This window comes from Neptunomonas japonica DSM 18939 (assembly GCF_000422765.1).
In the GTDB taxonomy this organism is placed as follows: domain Bacteria; phylum Pseudomonadota; class Gammaproteobacteria; order Pseudomonadales; family Balneatricaceae; genus Neptunomonas; species Neptunomonas japonica.
The window spans coordinates 1-26,034 of sequence record NZ_AUGR01000018.1 but is presented as its reverse complement, the minus strand read 5'-3'; the positions used below and the strand labels follow the sequence as shown (position 1 = coordinate 26,034).

Here is a 26,034-nt window from a genome sequence, read left to right as displayed (position 1 = left end):
GCCTCACAGCAGACGCCGCCCGGCCAATGCATGCGCCAAGGTCCCACCGTCAACATATTCAAGTTCACCGCCCACAGGCACTCCGTGAGCAATACGTGTCACTTTTAGCTCTGAGCACTTAAGCTGCTCTGCAATATAGTGTGCAGTAGCATCGCCCTCCACCGTCGGGTTTGTCGCGATGATAACCTCTTTGACCTCACCCTGAGCAATTCGCTCAAGTAACTGACTAATACCTATATCATCAGGACCCACACCGTCTATCGGGGACAAATGCCCCCCCAGTACAAAGTAGACACCTGCAAAACTATTTGTTTGCTCGATAGCCACAACGTCCATTGGAGACTCAAGCACACACAAAGAGCTTCGATCACGGCTTAACGATGCACACAATTCACAGATATCGGTTTCGCTAAGCGTCCTACACTGCTGACATTCAGATACTTCTTCAGCCGCCTGCGCAAGCGCAGCAGATAGCTCGAGTGCTGCATTACGGTCACGCTCAAGCAGATGAAACGCCATGCGCTGGGCACTTTTAGGCCCAACACCTGGCAAACAGCGTAAAGCGGTTACTAATTGCTGAATTAAAGGACTAAATGACATCGCTTAAAACGGCATGTTAAAACCAGGAGGCATAGCCATGCCTCCGGTTACACTTGCCATTTTTTCTTGAGACTGCGTTTCAACTTTACGCACAGCATCATTAACTGCCGCTGCAATCAAGTCTTCTAGGATATCCTTGTCTTCTTCCATCAAGCTGGCATCAATAGCAACACGCTTAACATCATGACGACCATTCATTACGATCTTCACTAAACCTGCGCCAGACTCACCATTTACTTCTAAATTAGCCACTTCTGCCTGCGCTTTCTGCAAATCTTCCTGCATCTTTTGCGCCTGCTTCATAAGATTGCCCATACCACCTTTCATCATCTCTTTACCTCATTTCTTACGGGTCAATTGGGAAAATGGAATCACGATCTATCGTGCCATTAAAATGTGATACTAACATCTGTACTGTGCTATCACCCTCAAACGCTGAAATAGCCACCACCAGTCGCTCGGCTTTGAGTCGAGCAAAATATTGGCTAGGCGTCTCTCTTGTTTGCACTGCTTTAGCAAATTCTACCTCAATTGAGGTTGTAAAATAATGACAAAGTGCATCTTGGATACGCTGCTTTTGCACACCATCCAACACGGCATCTTGTTCAGCACGAAAATGAAATACCATCTGCTGCTCAGACACCGCTTCTAAAGATAAGTTACTGGCTATGTTTGCGGTCATGCCTGTTAAGCCAACATGACCTAATAACAGCACCCAATTTTCAAGCTGACAATCCGCCAGAGTACGTGGAATATCCGCAGGCACATCTGCGACTACCAAAGGAGCTTTCGCTACAACAGAAGAAGCCTTAATAGCTTCCTCTGTTTTTTCAGCAAGAACCGACTGTACTGGTGTTACCGAAGCAAGCACAACTGGCTCGATAATTTCAGGCTTAGCTAATAGCTCAGGCGCTAGCTGCTGTTCTAATCCGACCTCTTGCTCTAGTTTTTCTTCTGGTTCAGGCTTGTCTACTATGGACGAAAGCGCTTGCTCCAACTTATCTTGGCCACCAACAACAGGCTTAGTGGGTTGGCCTGAAGGCTTTTTTGCCGGGCTTACCTCATCGTCAGTATCTGCTGCGGGAATGTCATACTCATCATACGGAGGCGGCTCTAAATCTGAAGCCTGCGCAGGCACTGGAGCTGGAGCTGGAGCTGGAGCTGGAGCTGGAGCTGGAGCTGGAGCTGGAGCTGGAGCTGGAGCTGGAGGGGATATTGGCTCTGCTGGTTTTACTTGTCCAGCCTCTTTAGGCACTAAAGCACCTTGCCGCAATACCACTGACCTTGGTGCAGTATCCGCTGGACGAAACGCCAACATACGCAGCAGAACCATCTCTAAACCTTCACGCGCATCCGGCACAAAAGGTAAATCTTTTCGTCCCATCAAGGCAATTTGATAAAACAACTGAACATCTTCAGATGTTAGCTGTTGCGCGAGCTGAGTGACTGCCTCTTGGTCTCCCATACTATTATCAATAGCATCAGGTATAGCTTGAGCAACAGCAACACGGTGCAGCAAGCTAATCAAGTCACCCAACACATTCATGTAATCAGGAGAGAACAGCGCTAACTCGGCAACTACACCCAATAAATCACGTGGATTATGCGCAGTTAGTTCATCAAGCAACCGGTAAACCAAACGCTGATCAATAGCACCGAGCATAGAGCGAACATCCGCCTCATAAACGGTGCCACTACCAAAAGCAATCGACTGGTCCGTTAAACTCAACGCATCACGCATCGAGCCATCGGCAGAGCGCGCCAACAACCATAAAGCAGGGTCTTCAAAACCGACGTTTTCTTCAGAAAGAACAAATTGAAGATGCTCAACAATCCGCTCGGGAATCAGGTTTTTAAGATTAAACTGCAAACAACGCGATAGGATTGTGACCGGCAACTTTTGCGGGTCGGTCGTAGCAAGCAAGAACTTAACATGTGCAGGCGGCTCTTCCAGCGTTTTCAACAAGGCGTTGAAAGAGTGACTGGAAAGCATGTGAACTTCATCTATCAGGTAAACTTTAAAGCGACCATGGGTAGGCGCGTATTGGACATTCTCAAGTAGCTCACGAGTATCTTCAACCTTAGTACGTGATGCTGCATCCACTTCGATTAAGTCGATAAAACGACCTTCAGCAATTTCCCGGCAAGCACTACACTCACCACATGGCTCTGACGAGACGCCGGTTTCACAGTTCAGTGATTTAGCAAATAAACGTGCGATTGATGTCTTACCAACACCCCGCGTACCGGTGAAAAGGTAAGCATGATGCAGACGATCCTGATCCAGCGCATTCACTAGCGCTTTTAGGACATGCTCCTGCCCCACCATCTCTTTAAAGCGCTTAGGACGCCACTTACGTGCAAGAACCTGATAACTCATAAATAGAAGACGCCATCACCAGAAAAACAAACGCTTATGCTACCGGTTACGGGCTAATATGGCTAGCTGTTAAAGCACACCTACGCACTCATTCCAACATTAAAACGAGTGCCACCGAGCAGCCAGAGCAGCTATGAAAAAAAGCGCGACACACTCCAATAAAAAACCATTAAAACTCAACAGCTCTAAATATACATCAATCAAAAGTTAGACATTAAAATCTTAATGATGCCCTGTTTTATTGGTGCCTCGCGCTGTAATAATTTGATATTGAGCTGACGTTAAATCAGGCAAGCGCTTGAGAAAAGCCACCATATTCCAGATACGCTCATCATCATGCCTCGGTGCCCATGCAGGCATCCCGGAAGCCTTAATACCGTGCTTTATAATCCAAAAACTACGCTGATCTTCTGATTTTTTATCTGCATCCGTTCGGGGGATAGCCACTAAATTTGGCGGCGATGGATATAAGCCTAATGTGAAATCACTTTCACTTTCGCCCGGCTTAAGATGGCAGCCCGCACACATATCATTGTAATCAGCGCCCCCTTTAAGCAAACGCTCCGCTGAGCTTAGGTCCGGTGGCACGTCGACACTCAAAGAAGCACGAGCAATGGAGCTTTCACGTAACGTTTCTAGTGCCCAGGTAGTCACGTCATAGTGAGGATCATCTGCCCCCACCGGATATAAACCAGAGTAAAGAAACGCGACTCCCCCTATGACTATTACCCCAACTGCGCTTAACAGTCGTTTGAAACAAGCTCCCTTTTTTAAAACGATCACCACATCATCTCCGCCGCAAGCAACCCTGCCGCTCTACTGACAAAGCTTGTTAAATTTAATTACTGAGAAGACTCACCAGCCTTCCCTGCACCTGTCATATGATCGCTATGGCTATGGGCATGAGAAGCAGCGTCAGATTCTTCCTCGCCATGTTCCACAGTGCTCATACACTGCGTCATCATCGCCATGACAACAGGGTCATTCATATCCATTTTACTATGATCCATGCCACTCATAGCCGCACAGTCTGGACTTTCTGCTGTTTTCATGTGCTCTTTCTCATCGTGAGCCTGCGCAGAAAACGCTAATATTAGTGCGGGAACGGCAACCAATACGCTGAATTTCTTCTTCATTATCAATTCCTAAAATATTTTTGAAAACTGCTATGTAGCAAAGTAAACATTGTACGCAGGACACCAAGCAATATCAGCTTGGTTTTTTCAAGACGCCAATCAGCAATACCACCTGTATAAAGAAGCCGCTAACACAACGATAAATAATGCCGCGGTTTATTAACTCAAAAAGAGTCATGCCAATATTACAGAACTTTGAAACCACTGAACTGAACTTATATCTGTTAAGGCTTAGAAACCCAACAACGTCACACAGGCTCAGATTACTGCATGATTTCATATCAGAAAATATAAACCATACATGCGCCGAATGAGTGGAAGGACACCCCCCGTTTATAGCTTTTTATCGAGAGGGCGGCCGATATATTAAGGTCTTAAATCAGCTCTTCACACCACTTTAACTTTTCCTACTGCATTTCTATAAAGCCGTAAGCCGAGCAAAAAACCCAGACTGAAAAGAATTAGATAGCCAATCACCATGGGATAGAGAGTATTATTATAAAGCTGTCCAATAATTACTCCTGGGATCACACCCAGCAAGGTAGATAAAGAACTAACCAGACCCGCGCCGATACCCGCTATATGACCCAAAGGCTCCATCGCAAGAGCACTGAGATTACCGAATAGCAAACCTACCGAAAAGAAAACCAACAACAGATAACAAATGAGCGTTTTAAGCGGAGGTTGCCCGTCAAACCAGTGCACCACAGGCAAATAGAGAAGCGAGAAAATAACGATAGAACCTAGCGCAACCAAAGATAACAACTACATGCCGAATCGGCTTAACAAACGGGCATTAACCAAAGTCGATAACCCAATCGCGGCTGCTAACCCACCAAAATAGATTGGGAACTGTTCACCCAATTGATATTGCTGCTGCAAAATAGGCTGAGCAAGGTTGAGATACCCCATAAAAGCACCAAATACGATACCCGACAACAAGGTATAACCCATAGCAGTGGGATGAGTCAGCACCTCTTTACTACTAGTAACAAGGTAATCAAGAGTCATCGGGCGACGCTTATCTAGGGCAAGCGTCTCAGGCATGCGTACACCAAACCAGATGCTCAAAACTATAGCCAATAATAGAAAAATTATAAATATTGAGCGCCACTCACTAACCATCAATACTAGCTGGCCCAACCCCGGAGCCAATACCGGCACCAAGATAAAGATAGTCATCATAAATGACATAACACGTGCCATCGCCTTCCCCACGTAGAGATCGCGAATCAGTGCGATAGAGACAACTTTCGGACTGGCTACACCCAAGCCTTGTAAAAACCGACCCAACAAGAATGTATTAAAATCGTTAGCAAAAAGAGAAACCAGATCTCCAACAATAAACAGACCCATACCTAATAAAATGGAGGGTTTACGACCAATATTGTCTGATAATGGGCCATAAATGAATTGTCCGAGGGACAAACCAATAAAAATCATTACCACAACAAGCTGAGTATCATTACTGTCTGTTACATTAAAATCTGCGCCAATTTGCGCTAGCGCAGGCAGCATTGCATCTATCGCTAACGCGACCAAAGAGGTAAGCAATGCCACGAGAACAACAAACTCTTTAAAGCCAGATCCAGACCGACTGTCTAATTTAGACATTACATATACCAACTGAGGTTTTACAAAAGTATGAGGAGGCTATAAAAAGCAGGGATGTTATGCAATCAACCATATGATTGAATTTCTTTATATTCAAAACAATACAGCAATTAGAAACTACGTTATAAAACAGATATTGTTGTTCGCACAATAAGTGCGCTTAAAGAACAACTGTGAAACAACAAGCTACCGATGAAAATCCAGTACAAGATTACATAAAAAAGTAGCTAAAGGTTAGCTGGTGACCCATCGAACATTCCTCTAATCATGAGGGTGTAGGATTACCTCATATTGAGGACTTAATCACAGGATCCCTAACGTATTCAGAATTATAGATATTATTTTTATGTCGCCGTGTTTTTATCGAACTTAGCCAAAACAGAGAATCCAGACAAAAAAACCCCGATGATTTGCATCATCGGGGTTTCGAAACAAGACTTAGAAAAATTACTTGTTAGCTTTACGCTCTATCTCTTCAGCAATAACCTTCTCAGCAACTGAGTTAGGGCATGCAGCGTAGTGTGAAAACTCCATAGAGAACTGACCACGACCAGAAGTCATAGTACGCAGAGATCCGATATAACCGAACATCTCAGACAGAGGAACATCAGCCTTGATACGAACGCCTGAACCTGCAGCTTCTTGGCCTGAGATCATGCCACGACGACGGTTAAGGTCACCGATAACATCACCAACGTGATCTTCAGGGGTGAACACATCAACCTTCATAACAGGTTCCAGCAGCTGTGGACCTGCTTTAGGCATAGACTGACGGAAAGCACCTTTCGCAGCGATTTCAAACGCAACTGCAGAGGAGTCAACCGCGTGGAAACCACCATCATAAAGTTCAATTTCAACGTCAAGTACAGGGAAGCCAGCCAGTGGGCCTGTACCCATCATGCTCTTGAAACCCTTCTCGATAGCTGGGAAGAATTCCTTAGGTACGTTACCACCCACCACTGAAGATACAAACGTAAAGCCAGTGTTCTGCTCGCCCGGCTTAATACGGTAGTCGATCTTACCGAACTGACCAGAACCACCAGACTGCTTCTTATGTGTGTAAGAATCTTCCAAAGGCTGAGTAATAGTCTCGCGGTATGCAACCTGTGGCTGACCCACGACCAGCTCAACACCGTAAGTACGCTTCAGAATATCTACTTTGATATCCAAGTGAAGCTCACCCATTCCCTTAAGGATAGTTTCACCAGAGTCTTCGTCAGTTTCAACGATGAAAGTAGGATCTTCTGCAACCATCTTACCGATCGCGATACCCATTTTCTCAGCGCCACCTTTATCTTTAGGTGTAACTGCAATAGAGATTACAGGCTCAGGGAATACCATAGCTTCAAGCGTACATTCGTGCTTAGGATCACAAAGCGTGTGACCGGTTTGTACGTTTTTCATACCTACGATTGCAAAAATGTCACCAGCTTGAGCATAGTCTAACTCTTTACGCTCATCAGCTTCCATTTCACACATACGGCCAACACGTTCAGTTTTACCTGTAAACGAGTTTAGGATAGTGTCGCCTTTCTTCAACGTACCAGAGTACACACGAATAAAGGTCAGAGCGCCGAAACGGTCTTCCATGATTTTAAATGCCAATGCGCGGAAAGGCTCGTCAGTGGAAACAGTCGCAACTTCACCTGTTGGCTCACCAAACTCATCCGTCAGATCTTGTGGAATAACATCTGTTGGGCTCGGAAGGTAATCTACAACCGCATCAAGAATAAGCTGGATGCCTTTGTTTTTGAATGCAGAACCACAGTACGTTGGGAAGAAAGTAAGATCACGAGTACCAGTACGGATACAACGCTTGATGTCTTCCATAGCAGGCTCTTCACCGTCCATGTAAGCCATCATTAGATCATCATCTAACTCTACAGCTGTCTCGATTAGCTGCTCACGGTACATTTCAACATCTTCTACCATGTCGGCAGGAATGTCCTGAATCTTGAAGTTTTCAGGCAGGCCAGTATCATCCCAAACGAAAGCCTGACGAGTTAGCAGGTCAACAACACCTACAAAATCTTCTTCACGACCAATAGGAAGAACCATGATGAGTGGCTTAGCAGCCAATACATTCTCAACCTGATCTACAACTTTAAGGAAATCTGCACCCATACGGTCTAGCTTGTTTACGAAGATGATACGAGAAACACCCGATTCATCTGCATAACGCCAGTTAGTCTCTGACTGAGGCTCAACACCACCAGAACCACAGAATACACCAACACCACCATCCAGTACTTTCAAAGAACGATAAACTTCAACAGTGAAGTCAACGTGCCCTGGAGTATCGATGATGTTCATACGGTGATCTTTCCAGAAAGTGGTGATCGCCGCTGACTGGATGGTTATTCCGCGCTCAGCTTCCTGCTCCATGAAATCGGTAGTAGATTCACCATCATGAACCTCACCTGTTTTATGGATTTTACCTGTCAGCTTCAGGATACGTTCGGTAGTGGTCGTTTTTCCCGCGTCTACGTGGGCAAAAATACCGATGTTACGGTAGTGTGATAAGTCAGCCATGTCTTCACTCAAATGTTAGGGGGCGTAAAAATGCGCTATATAGTACAGGATTTCGAATGTAATTGTGGAGGTTTTTCATAGAAGAAAAGCCCTTTTTTAGATAAAAGAGCAGATTTTCTTCAAACATTGCTAATTCAACACTTTCTGGGCTCCCAACGTACTCATTTTTATTTCAATTCTATCAGCAGACTGAGTACTGCTCTTTCTCCTGGCTGCCAAACTTAAAAAGGGTTTGACACTGGAATATTTAAGATTACGCCGATACATAGCACTGCCACCATCTTCGTAGTTTCACTACAAAAATATAGCTTATGCAGACTTAGGTTCAATTTATGTTATGCAAAATTTCGGTGCAAGCGGCAAAAATGTTGTTTGCACCATAAGCACAAATAGAAAAACAATGAGTTATGGGGAAATATGCAGCATAAGTATGCATAAATATGTAGCGAAAGATCGCATAAAGTTACTTATCAAATAATACGCTAGCTTCTCTTGTAGCTTTATTACGCAACAAAGAAAGCTTTGGCGTTATTTAGAGGCCTTAAGAAGATAAACGTTCGCTAGCGTAGGTCGTGCCTAGCCGATACTTAAAGAAAAAGCATGTCTGTTGCCGTTATCTTTTTTCTACCATATTTTCTATCAGACTAGCCGGTAAACTATACTGTTCTAACCAACCAATAAATGGCGCATCAGTGGCTCCAACAGACAGCTCCACCAGTTCCCATCCATTGGAACCGTCTTCGGCGAACCTTACCAATGCAGCGAAATTATCATCGACAAAACCCTCCTCAAAATCCTTAGACAGCGGTGTTAGTCGATAGTCAATGGGGTTCCCCTCCAAGGTTAACGGAAACCCTGACAGATAGGCCCAGTTCTGATATGTATTGGAGGCATCAAGTTGCAGGGTAATCGGCATTTGTAGATATTCAGAGATGCCCATAATTACAGCGAGTCTAGGTGTTGCCGAACCGCGCTCCGATGTTGATACAGTGCTGCAACTTAAAGCTCCAATGCTTAACACTACGATCAACATTGAAAAGCGGATAACCTTTAGCATCAATTCGGGCACCACCGGTCAAACCCCAACGAAGTCTTAGATAAAAGTAATAAAATCATAATTGCTTCCAGAGACGCTACGGGTACGCCGGCAGGCTTCGAAGCCCTCTCTAACACCCTCGTCGTTGGTGTTACCTTCGATAGTTGAAAAAACGGTATTGGCTAAACTACCCTCTCCCGCAGTGGCGATACCCGTATGTGTCCAATCAGTGTCTGTTCGGCGACGCAGGAAAATACAAGATCCACCGAACTGCTGCCAATCCTGTCGTCCTGACGTAATTTCTTTCTCCGAAACGAATAAACCGGCACTTTTCGCCTGTGCCGCCAGCGTATCACATGAAACCGAACCTTTGATGGGCGGCCCGGCATCTTGATAGAAGTATGCCTGTTGCATAATCATGGTAACAAAACCAGCACACCAAGCCCATTGCCGACCGTCATTTCCCGAGCAATAAAGCCGCACCCAAGGACCACAATTTGCGCCCCCGATCTCCACCGGGTGTTGATCGACATGTTGATTAGCTACGCTCAACACTGCTTGCTGGGGCGTCAACTGCCCCATATTCGGAGGTACTTTCAATGCAGCCTTCATGGGTTCGACCAGCAGATTCCACAGCGCGGCGTCAACTTCACCCGTCGGGGGCGTACCCTGCATTCTCTGGAAATCCTTAACGCAGACTTCAGTCGCCGGGCCGAAGTCACCGTCAATACTGGTCCTACAGGTATGGTAATTTAACCACTCCTGAATACGCTTGACAGTCTGGGTACGCATGCCGCGTTTTACGGTGCTACGCGGTTCATCGATCTCACGCTTGATGTAACCTGGAATCTTGTTGAAGTTGATGGTCATTTTAGCTCCCTCGGTGCGGTTTTATACTGGTCCATTCTTGTGCTGCCGAGCTTGATAGCTGTCGATGTGTCACGCGCAGAAACCTCAACGCTCCCTGGCGGTACTATCAAGTTAATGTAACTCTTGTCATTTTAGAGGTTGAATACACCTACTTATAACAAGCAATCAGGAACGTAGAGTCACATGCCCGCGCTAGTTAGTGTCTTCAAATTAACTTATTTGTCAGTGCCCCAAATGATTACTTTTCGCTTCTTACAACTATCAATACAAATTTCGTGCCAGAACTTTTTATTGCCTAATGAATTGAAATATATAGAAATATTAAATACAACCTCATCATTAATTCACCTAACCGGGTCAAAAGCACCCCACCATCTTCAATAAAAATTCACAACAACGTGGCCTTTTTAAGGACAATCAAAGTGTTACTGATAAGTTATGCTGGGGCAGAAAAAACCCAGTCATTAGTCGTAACAAAGCAAATTATTTTTTGAAAAAATGGCGCATAAAAATGTAACCCAGCAGCTGCTTTGCACAGTTTGAGGAGACTCGAACTCTATTTGAGCAAGAACAGTAAGAATGCCAACCAATATAACAATTAGAAAACAGTCAATATAACAATTAGAAAACATTCAATATTTCGAAGCACCTATAATGGCACTTTGCTAGGAAATCAGGTGTATAAGGCAATTCTTTGCACAAAAAACCATAGTAAAACCCTTCAGGCTGAGCTTCGAAAGAAATAACATCGGGTGAATATTCAAAGTGGAAGCAGGTGTCGAACTCTAGGGCGGATTCAACGGTCATAACGCTATCCATTTTAAGACTGGCAAACTTAAAAAGGTTTTTTACGCGGGAATGTTTAAGGTTACGTCAATACATAGCATTGCCACCATCTTCGTAGTTTCACTACAAAAATAGTGCTTATGCAGACTTATGTTCAATTTATGCAGACTTTCGGTGCAAACGACAAACTTGTGTTGTTTGCCCCCTAAGCTTGCATAAGCGACAACCATAAAACAACAAGTTACGGGGAAATATGCAGTATAAGATTGCATAAAAATGTAGTGAAAGATTGCATACAGTTATCCACGAAAAAACCTCAACCCTATTCTGTAATTTTACTACATATTGTAATGATAGAAAATCCAGGTATAACTAAATGCCTATCCCCCAACAATTTAACAAGCTACTGCTTGTCGACGTAAACTAATGCAGGTAATTATTTTATCGGATATTATAATAATTTTGAGGCCTTGCTAGCGGTTCTATTTATCGATAGTTACTTCGTGCTTTAGGTTATTTAGCTAGAACGTCTCTTATATTTTATCTCTTAAAACTTTCTCAATCAAATAATTTAAGTTCACACCTACACCAAATATACTCGGCTTTAAATGTAAAGAAGAATTTACCTTTTGTGCTAAAGATTCTTTTGTGTCAAACCTGTCAACTATCTCATTTAAAAGATTGAGTATCTCATTTTCTTTACTTTCTAAAGTACCATCTATTCCGCCTAGGATTGACCTAATTTCTACCGACTCAAAGCTTTTCCTACATTCAATACTTTTCCTACCTTTGCTTCTAGCACGCTCCATGACGCTCATATCATAATAATATGGTTCTGAGCCTATACATTCTTTACATACGCAAGGAATTCTTTCCGTAACCTGCGGGTAGTTAAGAGATTGGTGAATTTGATCGATCTCATTCCGGATAATAGTAAGCAATTCTGCTTTCGATGACCCTTCTAATCTAATAGATATGCTTCGCTTGAATCGATCCGACTCAACAAGGGCAGAAGTATCTCCTTTTTTTACAAGAACACCGTTTTTCCAGTAGCTGTTATTAAATATTAATCGATGTAACCTTACGATGCAGCGCTCAATTATACCTGCTGGCATAAATTGATATTCATATCTATAAGATAGTTCTTCTTTAGGTTTGAAAAGTACGCTGGGAGGTACCGCTGGCAGTCGTGCGGGAACTATGTACTTCCCAGTTGCTTCTATTTCAAAACACAATTCAAACTTTTTCATTAGCTCTATAAGAGCCGGATACTTATCGATTGGGTAACCCTTCCAAACCCGCTTTAGAGTGCGGTTTGAAAAAAGGCCATTACCATTGATAACTTCTTTTTCGTCAAATACTATGTACGCAGCGGCAGTTGCCCATTCTGGTTTAAGGAAAACTATGTCCGATAAAATCAGGTTGTCATCAAAATGAAGGAAAACTCCCAATACATGAAAATATTCACTTAGCCATTCAGCTTTATTCTTATTTAGGCCATATTTGGAACAAACTTTCAAATATTCTCCATATGACATATAGGGTTTTTGGTAACCTTCTAAGTCCTCACGAATCTTCACCCATGCAATAGGTACGACTTGGTTAAAATGGTCCAATTTTTCTACTTGCTTCACTATCTCCTTTTTGAGTACATCAATACCTGTTTCATTAAGAGCACTGACGTTAAAAAAACCTGATATGTTTTTAAACTGCCTTGTAATTCTGGATGTGTCTATTTCTTTTATTCGTTCATCGCATTTGTTCTGAACAATAATCAGCGGCGAAGAGTCGCTCAACAAATTTATTATATTGAGCCAGTAATCAAAACTATAAAAGTCGTCATCTGTCCGAGCAGTCCATACCAATACATACACCGATTTCTTAGTTAAAAAATATTGATGGGTGGAATGATATATTTCCTGGCCGCCAAAGTCCCATAAATTGATTATATACTCTTGATCCTTTGGCTTAACATTCCAGCGAAGGATACTAATACCTTCAGTAGAGTCAGGTGGATTTCCGTCTTGAAGTCCCAAGATAGATCTACAAAGTTCGGTTTTTCCAACATCTCCTTCACCGACTATAAGAAACTTTGCCTCACAAAGAGTGTATTTTTCACCTTCGATAGCAGAAAGGTAGTTCATTAACCCTCCAATATCTCCATTTAATATTTCAATTGGAATATTAAGCCGATTACCTGCTAAAGACAGAACTTTTAAATTATTAAGATTAGCTAGAGATGAAGGAAGAGATCTCAGGTTGTTCCTTCCTAAATATACTGTAGTGAGTGCTCCTATATTACCTAAACCTTCTTCTATGCTTTCGAGCTCATTATCATTTAAATCTATTCTAATTAAGTTAATTAATCTTTCGATACCGCTTGGAATAACTCTAATTCTATTACTTTGGAGAGAAATAATTTTTAGGTTATGCAAATCAAATAAAAAATCTGGCAGCTCATCTATATGATTTTTAGAAAGATTTAATTGTTCTAGTTCGGGAATTTTAAGTATTTCGCTCGGCACTGAGCTTAGTCTTATTTGACTAAGGTCCAGTCTAAATCCACCATTATCCATGCAACTCTTTATTCGGGCGTCAATAATTTCTTTAAGATTTTTTTTATACATAAGTGCCTCTAATCTATTCGAATTTTTAATACATACTTAGAGCTGACAATTATTAGCGGCACTGATGCATAAGATTTTTTACTGCGCCGAATATTTACTTGGATTAAATAACATGAAGATTTTTATTAGTAAGTGAGGTATGTAACCTAGTCTTCTCACTCATCTATTCCTAATGTGAAATCACTTTTAAAATTAGTATAACTTTGGAAAGCCAGTCATTTTTTAGCTGCAGAGGCTGCTAGGTCAATTAAAAAGTCCCTTATTGAGACAAGCTCGACAATATTCAATATCTCTCGAACTCGATTCATTACTTCTTTTATAGTTGTTTCAGCATCTTTGGATTCTCTTGACTCAAGACCCATGATAGTAGAGAACGTGTCGAACATCTCTCCAATCGCTTTTGATCGACTTTCCGAACTATCCTCCTGCCCCCTTATAGCTTCAACATAGCTAGCTTTTGCACCAATAGTTCTAACAGCATTTTCAAAAGGGAGAAGTTTATCTTCTATCTCAGGGGTGATCCAAGCAGTGTAATCAATTCGTAAATTATTGAGATTATTGGCATGGGCGAGTGCACTTTTGGTAGGGCCTTCACTTGTCAGGGATGCGACCAACTTATGAACTTCAGAAAGATATTTTTCTGAAAACTCTACGTGCTTATCAAAGACGGTATTAGCCATATGCGAAGTAGCTCCTAAGTTAAAAAGCTGCTGCTTATTTTGAAAATCAATAGAGCGTTTGTGTGCAGCATCATCTCTTGCCACTTGAAAAAGAGCCGTGAGTAGGCCTCCGATGGAGGGCAATGAAGCTAAACCTTTATACATTTCACTTATAGGAGCGAAGAAGGTGATACCAATAGAAATACTAATAACAGAAGAAAGAACAAACCAAAATGGACTCTTATTAAATGCTCCCATTGCGCCAGATATAAGCCTCCCAATGTATTTCATCATTAGGCTGATTCCTTTCAATATATTCTGCTTGAGTATGCTGAACATTGTTTACTCCCTGTACATCTAACATCCGTTTAAGTCGTGCGAGGTTATTCTCTCAGCATAGTACAGCCTGTCTAGCATCTAAAACAATGCAAGGTTCACCGCGGGCAAATCCATATCTTTGATCCCATACGCTCTCATACCCTTTCGGGTAGCAAGTGAGCATACATTTGCGTCGTCGCTATATATGACTTTTACACCTTGGGCACACGCTATAGCAATTATTTGACGATCAAATCGAAGTTTTGCTTTTGAAGTTAACCCAACATTTAAATTTTGGGTAACTTTGGCATCCTCAAGATTAATCGCAAGTTCTATAGCAGCTCTCTGATCAAAACTTACTGGCCGAAAGACAGTCCTAGTTCGAATCACCTCAAGAATTTCTTTATATTTTTTACGATTTACCAATAACAACTCTGATAGCACAGGCGTTGGCACGAGAACTTTAATCCCCTTTTCCTGGAGGGTTGCTACGAGGTGCTCAACCCGTTCTTTAACATGCTCAACCTGCTTACCTGTTGTAGGGTCGGTTGGAGATGGTGCTTTTGGATTGATCATGTACACAAGCACGTTGGTATCGATAACTACCATGTAACTCAGTCTTCCCTAGAATCGTTTATAAACTTGGTTGGCTTTTTCAACTCACCAATATCACTACCTATGAGCTTACCCAATTCATCCAAACCTTCAGCAAGAGTGCCTTGTTGGAGTAACCAATAATCGCAGATCTTAAATTTCTTGCACTTCCATTCACCTTTTTCATCCCGAACCCAGTCACCTACCCCTGCAACTCGGATATCGCTAAAAAGATGCTTTGCCATCTCCCTTGCTAAGGCCCTATTGCATGTGCACTTGTAAACGCCATCAGAACCAAGTTTGTGCTGTATATGAACGGGAACAGAGTCATCCTTACCTCCAATGAGAATTAGTGTGCCATCAAGCTGCCCTTCTTCAGCAACGGCATAAATAGGCTCAGGACCCTCGATTTCTCGCCCAGGGAAGTAAAGGTCGGCATTTGCTGCTAGATGGCCAGATGCCAAACGAAACCGACCAACTGCATTATCGTGTTTAAGCAATCGGTTCAAATCTTGGAAAGCCTTTTCAGCTTCAGCGGGAGCACTATTTTGCCGTAGTCCATCTATGCGCTGTATAACCTGAACTACATCCGAAGACTCTAATACATCTTGCTTGAGGATTGCACTTCCTTCCTCTACATAACGAAAAACAGAGCTATCCACCCCCATTAAAGAAGATAGGGCTTTAAGGTACTCCGCCAACCTCCTCATAGAAAGAGTGTCTGGAGTAAGAGCATCTATGCTGAACTCAAACTCAACTTTATCATTCATTACTTGCTTTCCCTGCGAGCTCAATAAATTAGAGCTCTAATTCTAGTCGGTTCTGTTATATGAACAAACCACCTTAGTCCAAAGATAGCATTATATAAAAGATGCTAATACCGATATTAAACCTACACTTGAGACAATAAGATATTAAACTCTTGTCCCCCATAACCAATAATGCAGTTTTGGCATATAAAAAATCAGCTATTATCTTTATAGTTGTTTATCAGAGGAATGTTGGAAAGGAGTCCTGCTAATGAACCAACGTCACAAGGTCTTTGTAAGTTACCACCACGACAACGACCAAACTTACCGCAATAAATTTGAAGAGATGTTTGTATATCATCACAACATCATGGTCTCTCAGTCTGTCAAGATCGGAGATATCGATGAATACATGCAAACTGACCGTATTCGACAAATCATCCGTGAAAACTATCTTCGAGATTCTTCAGTTACAGTTGTCCTTATTGGATCCGAAACATGGAAACGCAAGCATGTAGACTGGGAGATAGGAGCTTCACTTCGGCATACTCAGTACAGTCCTCGTTCTGGTCTTATCGGCATTCTTCTACCAAGCTACCGGCCACCTACACAGGGGTTGATTCAACGTACCGGTTACTTTAATACGACCAATAATCCTGACCGGCAATACTATGAAAAAACGACACCACCTCGCTTAGTGGATAATGTTCTTGGTGATTTCGCACAAATCTATGATTGGTCAAGCAACCCCAATGAAGTGCAGAAATGGATTCATGAGGCATTTATGACCCGAAAGAAAATAATTCCCGTTAATTCATTCCCAAACTTTGTGAATAACCGATCCGGGGCGGAGTGGCAACGCTAAGAAATTAAAGGATACACACATGAAATGGAGTGAATGGCTCGATAACTGGGGAATGACTTCTCTTAAAATAAAAACGCCTTTTCTTGATGCGGAATGGAAGCCTCAGGAACAAGATAAAGTGGCTGCATGGCAACTATATATTGAGCTACTTACACGTGTGACAACTCAGCGACTGGAAATCAGGGATGGGGATGAATACGCCGCATTAGATAGCGTGCACCAGATGTTTCCATTAACCAGAGACATATTAAAAGAGAACGGCCGCCATTGTCTTGAATTCACAAAGATAGCAGCTGTTGTACTAAATCAAATCATTCGTCCATTTACATCTAAATGGCACCCTGTTGCCAAGCGTAATGGCTTCGATAATGATTCACTGTGCTGCCTTGAATTCCGAGAAGAACTTCACTCATTACAAGATAAGCTAACAATTTATACTCGTATGCTATCCGACATGGCAGGCGTGGAAGATTTAACGGAGCTAGAAGCCACTAATGAGCTGTAAAGACGTTTTTATCTGTCATGCATCCGAAGACAAGGATAGCTATATAAAGCCGCTTACTGAGCGTCTAAAAGATAATGACATATCATTTTGGATTGACTCCGAAGACCTTAGAGTGGGCGATCATCTTGATCAAAGCATTATCCAAGCGCTGAACAGCGCTCGATTCGTATTAGTAATTTTTTCAAAAGACTTTCTCTCTAAGGAGTGGACTAACCGAGAACTACAACTTATTCGGGATAGAGAAGAAACCGAAAACGAAATTATCCTTTTACCTATACTGGAAGATGTTTCTCAAGAGCTAATACTTACAAAATATAGTTTCTTGCGTGGTCGTAAGTTTTTGAAATGGACGGAATTAGACAAATTGATTCATGATCTTCAGCATTATCTCCAAGGAACTGCTTTCCCTAATAATAATTTACTATTTAGTGACTTCCTTTCTCACATGAGTAGATTCAATGCGGTAATGCATTGGACCGCTCGCCCAGTACCTCAAAAAGAAACGGAGCAGTTTTTTTCTGCACTCCAGCGCTTTTTCTACGGACACAACTTATTCTTAGAGGGCGTGAATGACTCACTCACTTCTGCAGTTGATAATCTCTGCCGAGTTCTTTGCAGACTGGACAGTTTCGATGGTTATAGTGAAGGAAAACTAGCAATAAGTATTGGGCACTGCAGCACTTTTTTATCTGGCTCTCGAGACCGAGATATGGATCTTAACGAAATCATTTACAATTGCGAAACAGTTATCGATTCAAACTCCAACCTTTCAAACAAAAACCGCTCAGTACTTATAATCTATTTGATACTACTAAAATACCTCCAATCTTATTCTGGTAAGCGCAGCTATTATCCCCTGCATCATGAAGTTGGCAACCAACTTCATTCGCTATTCTCAAACACATTACCTTCTGCTATGGCTGCCTCTCTTCCAGCTATACATGATGAATATGAATGGGAAAGGGTTTATGAGCATACCGAAACAGATTGGCTTAAATTAAGATCAGGCGGTTAAGAGTTAAACAAAAGCGATGAATTTCTGTCAAAGACCAATGGTTGGCTCTCATTACTTGACCTTGATTCACGTAAGAATGGTCAGATGCACACTCGTCCATGATAAGCCTCTCTTTCACATCCTGTAGTTGATTAAATAATATCTAATACTGGTAAATATGATCTTAATTTCAAAGATCGAGTTTTCTGGTTTCAAACGTTACTTGGTTTCCCTTAGCAGGAGGGCGCTGGCCTTTTTTAGGATATCTTTTTCCATCCTCAGCTCTTTATTTTCCTTTCGTAACCTAAGTAGCTCAATTCGTTCACCCACGCTTAAAATTGAACCTGATTGCTCAGCTTCCAGCTTAGCTTTCCAGTTATAAAGTAATTTATCAGTGATACCTAAAGACGCTGCTGCTTTAGGGACGCTGTAACCTTGTTCAGTTACTAATGCGACCGCTTCATTTTTAAATTCAGTCGTGTAACTTCTGTTTGTTCGTTTTGCCATTTAACACCTCGATAATTGGATTATATTCCATTATGAAAGTGTCCTGTTTAATTAAAGCAGATCAAAAGCGGCTGCCGTGACAATTTGGTGCAATCTCCATCTAGAGAAAATGGAAGCGATTTTATCTGAATTACTTGACAGAACAAGTTATACGTGTTAAGCAATCAGAATCACCGTGCGTCAAAGTGACGCGAGCAGATATTTCTTGAGCTGCAGATCACTCTGGAAGGTTGACTAACCACTTTGCCTACCGAAATTGCCGATGATCATGCAGTAATTGCCCCATACGGCGACGACGCGACTTCTGAGCAATGTCATAGTGAATTTAAAACAGATTTATATCTTGAACGCGTGTCTTCCTGTAAATTCGATACTAACGATCTGGTCATAATATTTGCGGTCTTAGCTTACAATCTTTTACGCAAAATGAGGCTTCGCGACCTGATGGGAATAGACGCACCTGTCCACCATAAAGCCAAACGTGATCGTTTGAAAACGCTCATACAAGAGCTAATGTACATGGCCTGTCAGGTGGCAAGCAGCGGACAACAAATCAAACTCAGATTTGGAAAACATTGCCGAAATTCAAAGCTTTCAGTTCAGTTTACGGAAGCGTATAGCATTGAACCAAGGGCCGAAATAACACATTTTTTAGATGGTACCCACGTCGAGTATTTGTACACTCAAATGCTAACAAAATGTAACAAAAGCCGTTGAGCAAGCGACACATGCTAGCTAAAATCGAGCGTGAACAGGAATAATACTCTCAACGAGTCAGATAAGGTTTGATTTTTATAGAGCGGTGCTGATTTTAACCGGTTGGTGAATGTTGAACGGATAGAGTCACTGATTCAGGAAAGTGTTAAATTGAACGTTTTCGATACCATCCGTTAAGCATGGCATAACTATGCGATGTCGCGGCGACTGACATCCGCAATACTTTATAAAAAACACGAAAAACACGTCAAAAAAAAAGAATTATTTATTGATATTCAATTAATTTTCAAAAAACAAAACCGGGTCATTAAAAACCCATAAATTAACAAAAACCATAATTATTACTGGATATTATTTAACTAATATCAGATATTTAATTCAATTATACTGATATAGCTCATATGGGTTATTTATAACCCAAGCTATAGTTAGAATCAGATGTATATTTTTCTAATATGTAATAAATTTTATCAATAATACAATGCTTATCTGAACACTCAATTAATTTCAAGACAATATAAGTTTCAACATAATCAATTGATTATTAAACAAAAAAATATAAAAATAATAAAAAACGCATTAAATCATCAGTACTTTAGTCGCAATAAACCTGCTTAAGTTAATCTTTATAAAATATTAATAAGATTTTAAAAGATACTAATCACACCTAGAATTCGTGATAATTGACACTTTATTAATATCTAGATAAATATTGAATTCTATTAAAAAATATGCTCACATACATTCAAATCGGAGGGAAAATGTATGCGATACAAATTAGTTCCTCAGTTAGTAATTTTCGTCTTGGCTCTTTTAAAACCACTCGCAGCATCTTCAAATAATGCCGACATAGAGTTAACTAAGGCGACAAATTTTTTAATTTCTAAAGTAATAAATAAAGGACTAGATAGTTCAGAAAACTATACACCATTTAAAAATGCATTGCTGATACCTAATAACGCGATTTCAGATCCGTTATTTACTGAGTCTTCCCGATACATTGATAACATTCCAGATTCAAAAAATAATCTATATCTGGTGATTGATGAGTTTCGTTCTGAACTGGAATTTGGAAATATCAGCAAAAAAAAATCCTCTTCTTATTCATCCACTCTTGACCTTTTATACAAAGATATTAAGGCAAAGGAAAAAACAGAGGGCTATAAGAAATATTCTGAATATAAAGAAAGATATGAGAAGCTAAAAAATGAAATTGGCAAAGAAATTAATTCTGCACGCACAGTCAACCTGAAAAGCCGGTTGATCAGGTTAGAACGAGATTGGGAAGCGTTTGGTCAACGATTTAAGTTTGAGCATGCGCTTAGAGAGGTTGCTGAAACCACAACAGAAGATGCTGATAAGCTAAATGATAGTTTAACAAAAAGATTATCTACTTTGAGTAATCGGAACACTGCTGAAATAATATTGGCAGGCCTTGATGATACAAATTGGATTAGACTTTCTGAAAGCAGTAACTTAATAAAAAACGTAAAAGTAGCTTTTGAAATTAATGATAACTCATTCAATTTCGGTAAAAATATCAAGAGATTATCATTTTCTTTTATTATCATTAATCATAAAAATAATATCTTTGATCACTCATTTTTTATGAGCCCACTTTGGAGACATATACACGGCAAAGTGATATCAAACGGCAAGCCCGGTTTTCAAAATACAGAAGAGGCTATTTCGTCATATTACTCAAAGTCGATCATCTTAAAAGATCTTGAAATTGTTTTTGATGAAACTTCGTCGACCAATAGTTTGATTAACAAATCTGGAGAAAAATTAGCTACGGGGCCCTTTTATATTCAAGGGAATATCCTGAAAGTTGTTGGCTATTTGATAGTAGCGAAAATTCAAAGGGAGCTTCCCAGAATACCCGCTGCACAGAACCATAATATTAAATGGTGACTGGAAAATAGGGAGATTCAAATGAACAATAATTTATCCACAATGATACCTGCTTCAGTGTTCGCATTAAGTTTAACATACGGCGATTCCGCCAGTGCACAAGATGTGGATCCTGTTAAAGCTATTTCGACATTTTATGACGCACAGCGCAGAGTACTTGGGTTTGAAGACAGTGCCGATAATAAGAGTAAGCACTGGCTTAGTCTATCGATAGTGGGCGCTGTTGCTGACAAAGATGATCCTGCATCTATAAATGATTTGGCAAATTTTTGCCCAACTGCACAGCCCAATATTGAGAGCTATGCGCGTGTTCGTAAGCTGGATGGAATATATAATAATATTCTAGGAGGTATGACAGGACCACTCAGGCCAACCACTGAAGAATATAAAGCCGCATTAGCTCTTTTAGAGAAAGCTGATAACACGTTTACTGACCTATTTGTTCGGTACGGTGCACTGGAGAAAGTTTATTTGGATGCTGCGGTACGCTATAAATTCGCCGAATCAAAGATAGAAAAGGCAAAAGCAGAAAATGATATAAGAATTGCGGAAAGAAACTGGAGAATAAGAGGACAGAAGCAAGAAGTTGATGCTGCGCTCTTTGTGTTGAGAAATTTGGGTGATTATTTTGGAAATGCTCAAAACGAAAAACGAAAGCAGCTTTTGGACAGTTATAAAAGGCTAGGCCTGGACTTTAACAATGGGGATATAGAAGGAGCTTACAAATCTCCTAGATCTGAGGTTTCGCCTAAGGTTGAAACATGGGAACAGGCAACGGACTGGGTAAATGTTAGCTTTTCTCAAGACGAAGTCACCACAGACTATGATGCTACAAACACACAAAAACGAAAGTTTGCATTTGGTTCCCTTGGTTTTTTGCAGCTTGGTGTGAACAAAGGAAATGGAAATTCTACCGAAACTCGTAAAGTTGAGGTTTCTAAGTTCTCATACTCATTTGATATTGGGCGCGTTACTATTAGGCGACCTTGGTTGGATACAGAGGTTTTTTACCAACCCCAAGGTTGGACCTGGAAAAAAGCTGACAATACACCTGAATATCCCCAAGTATCTCCTGGCCCTGATTCGGAAGGAGTACCTAAGCCAAGTACCGTTAGCGTTTATAACAATGTGCCGATCGATTGTACTTTACTTCCTACAGAGATGGTAATAGCACGTAACCGTAATCTGATAGCGACAGTATCGAAGGACAGCTATGCTTCAATTGTCTCTTCGGGTTCATCTGGAGGTGGTGGGGGATTTTTCGGAATATTTGGAGGTAAAAAGAAGACATGGTCAACTACGAAAATTGATGAAACGAGTACTGATGTAACTTTCAAAATTGAAGCGCCTTCTATCGCCGTAATCGGGCTCATTTCAGAGAAACTGCCAATACTTCCCGAACCAAACTTAGAGGATAAGTGGCCACAAAATGCATGGTTAGTGAAATGAAAACTATAATATTTGCGCTATGTTGTATCTCTACTTTTACATTAGAAGTAAGGGGAAGTGAAGTAACCCGCCTCTCAAGTGAATTGGCGACACTCTTTTTTGGAGGTTCTCACGACTTTGTCGAAATGGACCCAGGAACTGGCTGGAAAGGTGTTGTAATTGTACCGCCAGGAACCTCAATTGCTCAAGTCTCGTCGGCTTACGATGGTTTGCCAGACAATTTTATTCAGAAGGCTATTAACAACAGTATATTTGATAAACCAATTATGATTGAAAATGGCTATGGAAAGCTTGGATCGCGATCAATGGAGTCCTTATGGGAGGACATTCTCGAGAAAACACGCCCAGCACCGCCGTTACCTAGGGACCGGAGAGAGAGCTGGAAAGTCTACAAGTGGTTGTTTCAGCCTATAATACGAGGAGGAAAAGTAGTTGGGTACACCAGAGAACCTTCAAAATATGTGAAAAGGTATCAAATTTCCCAAGAGTTATTCCATATTCTAATAAACGGAAAAAGTAGTGGCTTATGGAATCTTCATTCAAATTTAAAGAAGTATAAGGATTACGATTCCGCTATATATGGTGTCTTAAGTGATTGGCAAAAATCTGGATTCAAGTCTGAAGTAGATTCTGCTCTGTGGAGTTTTGAAGCAACTGCGGGTGGGGCAAGATGGAAAGAGTGGTCAATTGCAAGAGCTCATTTTGATGCACATAGAGTACCTATCGAACAACATATAAATCTTCCTGAAACATACATTATTCCACCACCGTCAGCTTGGGGTACCATGGGGTCATGGATAAAAACACGTGCCCAAATAGGCAACGAACAACAACGGATCTCATATCAGGTAGCGACAGTCAAATTGCACCGGCCTTGGATGGATATTGAAAGACTAGTATCAGGCCGATTAAAGTTCAAACCCAAGGAGAAACTAGTTTTGAGTGATGGCACTACTCCCTCATCGGGGGTTTTACCCAGCGGACGATTTTCTTCATTTGCCACAGAATTAATTTTAGTTAGAGATATTTCTTTACCGGATGGATTGACGAGTGTTCCAGGACATCCCCTCGGAATATATGCAACCCCTAAAGAGATTAATCTAATTGGATACATCGTTCGTGTGTTGCCTAAAATTCCTACGCTCAATATTTCTAGTAAAATAACTGAGGTAGAACACAATAACAAATAAAAATATATAGAGAAACGGAACCGAAATAACTGTTAGCTTCCTGTCTTAATTTGCTTGTTATGATACTTTTCGCTAAGTCACTATATTTAATTATCCATTTTTGTTAAATGGGAATCTATCAGGCTCACACATCATCAACGAACAAAACTTCGACTTATCAACTTCGGAGTATCAACCTCCGCATGTAGTTGGCCGGTGGATTATGAGGGTTAAATAAAATGATCACAGAAAATAAATTAAATGAAATTCTTTTGGTAATAGCCCTTTCGCTTTTTGGCATATCTCAGTCTCCTATCGTAAACGCCAATGATGGATGCTCGTTTAATAGTATCAATATGTCGCCAACAGATACGGAGACAACACATATTCGTCAAGGGAATGGGCAGTTTGGAGCAAAACGCAAAGAGGGAGTTCATGGAGGAACCGATATCGTTGTTCGAGCAAGCCATAGTGAAAAATCTGCATATGCTGTATTTGTTGTAGCAAGTGGGAAAGTGGCCTATGTAAGAATGAACGGTACCGAGGAGGCAGGCTATGGCAACATTATTGTTGTAGACCATGGAAATGATTGTTACTCGGCCTATGCTCACCTTGCTAATGACCCGTTTACGCCTAGAAGCCCAGGAGACAATCTGAACTTACAGGTCGGTGATGAACTAAGTACAGGAACAATTCTGGGGTACTTTGTTCGAACGGATGCGGACATTGATTCAACAGGAAATGCCCGGAGAACACACCCAGAGGCAAGACATCAAATACATTTTGAGTTGATTAGTGCCCCTTCAGGACGTACTGGTTCTGGAAGTTTAAAAAACTCAATAATGCCCCCCCCTGCAAAACGTATTAACCCCGAAAAGTTTCTCATAGGAGTAGGTCTTTCTGTAGAGTAGCTTAAATATAGCTCTTAGTGATCGCCACTAGTTTTATTGAAATGAACCCTATCAGCATAGTAACGGGAAGTCGAAAATCAGCATTCAAACGTTATCTAAGGGAGTTCACATTCCTTAATGACAAAAAACTAAATATTAGCCAGCATTTTGTCGTTTGCACCGAAAGTCTGCATAAGCGACAATAACAAAACAATGAGTTACGGGGAAATATGCAGTATAAGTTTGCATAAAAACGCAGTAAAAGATTGCATAAAGTTACCTACGAACAAATCTAAAACTAATTATGTAGCTTTACTACATACGGACCATTTTCTCCACTTACGAGAAAATATGAGTACTTACTGCCATACGTACAAGAACGCTACAGGTACTCGAACTAGCATATAACAATCACCAATCACTCAATATAACAACCTAAGTTAGAGCAATAAAATAAGGAGCCTTTCGGCTCCCCAGATAATACCCAACTAAGCAGGTTGCCATGCAGAAGAAATGACAACATTTACTTGAGCACGTTCTTCACTAGTAAGTGATATAGCACCATCAGATGGAGCACTAAATGCACTCATTGCACTCACAAGCTGCTCCAGTGATCCAAGACCCAGCTTTTGGTCTGACACAGTAACTTCTTCTACTTTATAGTCGGCAGAGCTATACCAACCACTTACACGGATCTCATCTTCGGTGCCCAAGGTTTGAATAAGAAGATCATTGCCATCATGTGAAAACCACAACTCTTCTTTTTCAACTCCTTCACCAAACACAATCCGGTCTTCGTTACTGTAACCTCCACTGTAATCATAAATCGTATCCTGGCCATCTCCTCGATTAAAATGGTAAGTATCAGCCCCATAAAAACCATTGATCTGATCGTTCCCTTTACCTCCCGTGTGACTGTATTGGCGATCCTTAGTGTACTTACTGTTGTAGACACTCAGCGTATCATCACCCTCTCCACCTAACAGTACCGCATTAGAGTAAGAACCAGCAGTAAGGGTGTCATTACCGGCGCCTCCATCCAAAATATCATCGCCGACACCATGGGTTATTAAGGTATCATCTCCGGCCCCACCCAAAAGGGTATCGCTACCGCCAGTTGACT

At 41.3% G+C, this 26,034-nt stretch carries 22 protein-coding genes and 2 pseudogenes; 8 read left to right on the top strand and 16 right to left on the bottom strand.

Annotated features, from left to right (window positions below; genetic code table 11):
* Positions 1-3 precede the first annotated feature (3 nt).
* The 14 genes from recR to G511_RS0112475 form a co-directional block, all read right to left on the bottom strand.
* Positions 4-600 (bottom strand): recombination mediator RecR, encoded by a 597-nt coding sequence (gene recR / locus G511_RS0112540; RefSeq protein WP_028469935.1) that lies wholly within the window; start codon positions 598-600, stop codon positions 4-6.
* 3 nt (positions 601-603) lie between these two features.
* On the bottom strand, positions 604-930 hold the full coding sequence (locus tag G511_RS0112535; protein WP_028469934.1) for a YbaB/EbfC family nucleoid-associated protein: 327 nt from the start codon (positions 928-930) through the stop codon (positions 604-606).
* A 16-nt stretch (positions 931-946) separates the two neighbouring features.
* Positions 947-2,980: a DNA polymerase III subunit gamma/tau gene (gene dnaX, locus G511_RS0112530; protein ID WP_028469933.1), complete on the bottom strand. Its 2,034-nt coding sequence runs from the start codon at positions 2,978-2,980 to the stop codon at positions 947-949.
* A 222-nt stretch (positions 2,981-3,202) separates the two neighbouring features.
* The gene (locus G511_RS0112525; protein ID WP_245574007.1) at positions 3,203-3,766 is read right to left on the bottom strand and encodes a c-type cytochrome; all 564 of its coding nucleotides are present in this window, start codon (positions 3,764-3,766) and stop codon (positions 3,203-3,205) included.
* Between the two features lie 56 nt (positions 3,767-3,822).
* Positions 3,823-4,116: a hypothetical protein gene (locus tag G511_RS0112520; protein ID WP_028469931.1), complete on the bottom strand. Its 294-nt coding sequence runs from the start codon at positions 4,114-4,116 to the stop codon at positions 3,823-3,825.
* 387 nt (positions 4,117-4,503) lie between these two features.
* Positions 4,504-4,881 (bottom strand): MFS transporter, encoded by a 378-nt coding sequence (locus G511_RS24640; RefSeq protein WP_211224905.1) that lies wholly within the window; start codon positions 4,879-4,881, stop codon positions 4,504-4,506.
* Positions 4,882-5,730, bottom strand: a complete 849-nt coding sequence (locus tag G511_RS22785; RefSeq protein ID WP_211224904.1) for an MFS transporter — start codon at positions 5,728-5,730, stop codon at positions 4,882-4,884.
* Positions 5,731-6,177: 447 nt separating this feature from the next.
* Positions 6,178-8,262 (bottom strand): elongation factor G, encoded by a 2,085-nt coding sequence (gene fusA / locus G511_RS0112510; protein WP_028469930.1) that lies wholly within the window; start codon positions 8,260-8,262, stop codon positions 6,178-6,180.
* 613 nt (positions 8,263-8,875) lie between these two features.
* Entirely contained in the window at positions 8,876-9,334 is a 459-nt protein-coding gene (locus G511_RS0112505) for a hypothetical protein (RefSeq protein ID WP_156905211.1), read from the bottom strand.
* Positions 9,335-9,355: 21 nt separating this feature from the next.
* Positions 9,356-10,168: a peptidoglycan-binding domain-containing protein gene (locus G511_RS22780; protein WP_036551990.1), complete on the bottom strand. Its 813-nt coding sequence runs from the start codon at positions 10,166-10,168 to the stop codon at positions 9,356-9,358.
* 1,319 nt (positions 10,169-11,487) lie between these two features.
* Positions 11,488-13,581: a COR domain-containing protein gene (locus G511_RS0112490; protein WP_028469928.1), complete on the bottom strand. Its 2,094-nt coding sequence runs from the start codon at positions 13,579-13,581 to the stop codon at positions 11,488-11,490.
* Positions 13,582-13,796: 215 nt separating this feature from the next.
* A complete protein-coding gene (locus G511_RS0112485) occupies positions 13,797-14,579 on the bottom strand; it encodes a hypothetical protein (protein ID WP_028469927.1) in 783 nt (260 codons plus the stop codon).
* A gap of 78 nt (positions 14,580-14,657) precedes the next feature.
* Positions 14,658-15,167, bottom strand: coding sequence for a PIN domain-containing protein (locus G511_RS22775; RefSeq protein ID WP_051222007.1), 510 nt, complete (start codon positions 15,165-15,167; stop codon positions 14,658-14,660).
* 5 nt (positions 15,168-15,172) lie between these two features.
* A complete protein-coding gene (locus G511_RS0112475) occupies positions 15,173-15,922 on the bottom strand; it encodes a hypothetical protein (protein WP_028469926.1) in 750 nt (249 codons plus the stop codon).
* A gap of 250 nt (positions 15,923-16,172) precedes the next feature.
* Here G511_RS0112475 and G511_RS0112470 point away from each other — a divergent pair, with 250 nt between their 5' ends.
* Genes G511_RS0112470 through G511_RS23885 form a run of 3 tightly spaced genes read left to right on the top strand, consistent with a single transcriptional unit; the run spans position 16,173 to position 18,286 of the window.
* The gene (locus tag G511_RS0112470; protein WP_028469925.1) at positions 16,173-16,766 is read left to right on the top strand and encodes a TIR domain-containing protein; all 594 of its coding nucleotides are present in this window, start codon (positions 16,173-16,175) and stop codon (positions 16,764-16,766) included.
* A gap of 19 nt (positions 16,767-16,785) precedes the next feature.
* Positions 16,786-17,271, top strand: a complete 486-nt coding sequence (locus G511_RS0112465; RefSeq protein WP_028469924.1) for a hypothetical protein — start codon at positions 16,786-16,788, stop codon at positions 17,269-17,271.
* Positions 17,261-18,286 (top strand): toll/interleukin-1 receptor domain-containing protein, encoded by a 1,026-nt coding sequence (locus G511_RS23885; protein ID WP_051222005.1) that lies wholly within the window; start codon positions 17,261-17,263, stop codon positions 18,284-18,286. Before G511_RS0112465 ends, G511_RS23885 begins: the two co-directional genes overlap by 11 nt.
* Before the next feature lie 216 nt (positions 18,287-18,502).
* On the opposite strand, the pseudogene G511_RS0112455 reads toward G511_RS23885, so the two are convergent.
* Positions 18,503-18,772 (bottom strand): annotated as a pseudogene (locus G511_RS0112455) (transposase); the annotation flags it as partial.
* 70 nt (positions 18,773-18,842) lie between these two features.
* Between G511_RS0112455 and G511_RS22765 the strand changes: the two are divergent.
* From G511_RS22765 to G511_RS0112430, 5 genes and pseudogenes are all read left to right on the top strand, one after another.
* A pseudogene (locus G511_RS22765) lies at positions 18,843-19,392 on the top strand (transposase); the annotation flags it as partial.
* Between the two features lie 862 nt (positions 19,393-20,254).
* Positions 20,255-21,403 carry a hypothetical protein gene (locus tag G511_RS0112445; RefSeq protein WP_028469921.1) on the top strand — a complete coding sequence of 383 codons (1,149 nt, stop codon included), beginning with the start codon at positions 20,255-20,257 and terminating at the stop codon, positions 21,401-21,403.
* Between the two features lie 21 nt (positions 21,404-21,424).
* Complete coding sequence (locus G511_RS0112440) at positions 21,425-22,852, top strand: hypothetical protein (RefSeq protein WP_028469920.1); 1,428 nt, start codon at positions 21,425-21,427, stop codon at positions 22,850-22,852.
* Entirely contained in the window at positions 22,849-24,042 is a 1,194-nt protein-coding gene (locus G511_RS0112435) for a hypothetical protein (protein ID WP_028469919.1), read from the top strand. Before G511_RS0112440 ends, G511_RS0112435 begins: the two co-directional genes overlap by 4 nt.
* Before the next feature lie 335 nt (positions 24,043-24,377).
* Positions 24,378-24,932, top strand: a complete 555-nt coding sequence (locus tag G511_RS0112430) for a M23 family metallopeptidase (protein ID WP_169565773.1) — start codon at positions 24,378-24,380, stop codon at positions 24,930-24,932.
* Positions 24,933-25,399: 467 nt separating this feature from the next.
* Here the strand turns inward: G511_RS0112430 and G511_RS22760 are convergent.
* A partial coding sequence (locus tag G511_RS22760) for a calcium-binding protein (protein WP_036551988.1) occupies positions 25,400-26,034 on the bottom strand: 635 nt, incomplete at its 5' end.

Excerpts from the sequence above, each read along its gene's own strand:
- recR (WP_028469935.1), bottom strand. The coding sequence starts at position 600 with ATGTCATTTAGTCCTTTAATTCAGCAATTAGTAACCGCTTTACGCTGT.
- G511_RS0112535 (WP_028469934.1), bottom strand. The coding sequence starts at position 930 with ATGATGAAAGGTGGTATGGGCAATCTTATGAAGCAGGCGCAAAAGATG.
- dnaX (WP_028469933.1), bottom strand. The coding sequence starts at position 2,980 with ATGAGTTATCAGGTTCTTGCACGTAAGTGGCGTCCTAAGCGCTTTAAA.
- G511_RS0112520 (WP_028469931.1), bottom strand. The coding sequence starts at position 4,116 with ATGAAGAAGAAATTCAGCGTATTGGTTGCCGTTCCCGCACTAATATTA.
- G511_RS22785 (WP_211224904.1), bottom strand. The coding sequence starts at position 5,730 with ATGTCTAAATTAGACAGTCGGTCTGGATCTGGCTTTAAAGAGTTTGTT.
- fusA (WP_028469930.1), bottom strand. The coding sequence starts at position 8,262 with ATGGCTGACTTATCACACTACCGTAACATCGGTATTTTTGCCCACGTA.
- G511_RS22780 (WP_036551990.1), bottom strand. The coding sequence starts at position 10,168 with ATGACCATCAACTTCAACAAGATTCCAGGTTACATCAAGCGTGAGATC.
- G511_RS0112490 (WP_028469928.1), bottom strand. The coding sequence starts at position 13,581 with ATGTATAAAAAAAATCTTAAAGAAATTATTGACGCCCGAATAAAGAGT.
- G511_RS0112485 (WP_028469927.1), bottom strand. The coding sequence starts at position 14,579 with ATGTTCAGCATACTCAAGCAGAATATATTGAAAGGAATCAGCCTAATG.
- G511_RS22775 (WP_051222007.1), bottom strand. The coding sequence starts at position 15,167 with ATGGTAGTTATCGATACCAACGTGCTTGTGTACATGATCAATCCAAAA.
- G511_RS0112475 (WP_028469926.1), bottom strand. The coding sequence starts at position 15,922 with ATGAATGATAAAGTTGAGTTTGAGTTCAGCATAGATGCTCTTACTCCA.
- G511_RS0112470 (WP_028469925.1), top strand. The coding sequence starts at position 16,173 with ATGAACCAACGTCACAAGGTCTTTGTAAGTTACCACCACGACAACGAC.
- G511_RS0112465 (WP_028469924.1), top strand. The coding sequence starts at position 16,786 with ATGAAATGGAGTGAATGGCTCGATAACTGGGGAATGACTTCTCTTAAA.
- G511_RS23885 (WP_051222005.1), top strand. The coding sequence starts at position 17,261 with ATGAGCTGTAAAGACGTTTTTATCTGTCATGCATCCGAAGACAAGGAT.
- G511_RS0112445 (WP_028469921.1), top strand. The coding sequence starts at position 20,255 with ATGCGATACAAATTAGTTCCTCAGTTAGTAATTTTCGTCTTGGCTCTT.
- G511_RS0112440 (WP_028469920.1), top strand. The coding sequence starts at position 21,425 with ATGAACAATAATTTATCCACAATGATACCTGCTTCAGTGTTCGCATTA.
- G511_RS0112435 (WP_028469919.1), top strand. The coding sequence starts at position 22,849 with ATGAAAACTATAATATTTGCGCTATGTTGTATCTCTACTTTTACATTA.
- G511_RS0112430 (WP_169565773.1), top strand. The coding sequence starts at position 24,378 with ATGTCGCCAACAGATACGGAGACAACACATATTCGTCAAGGGAATGGG.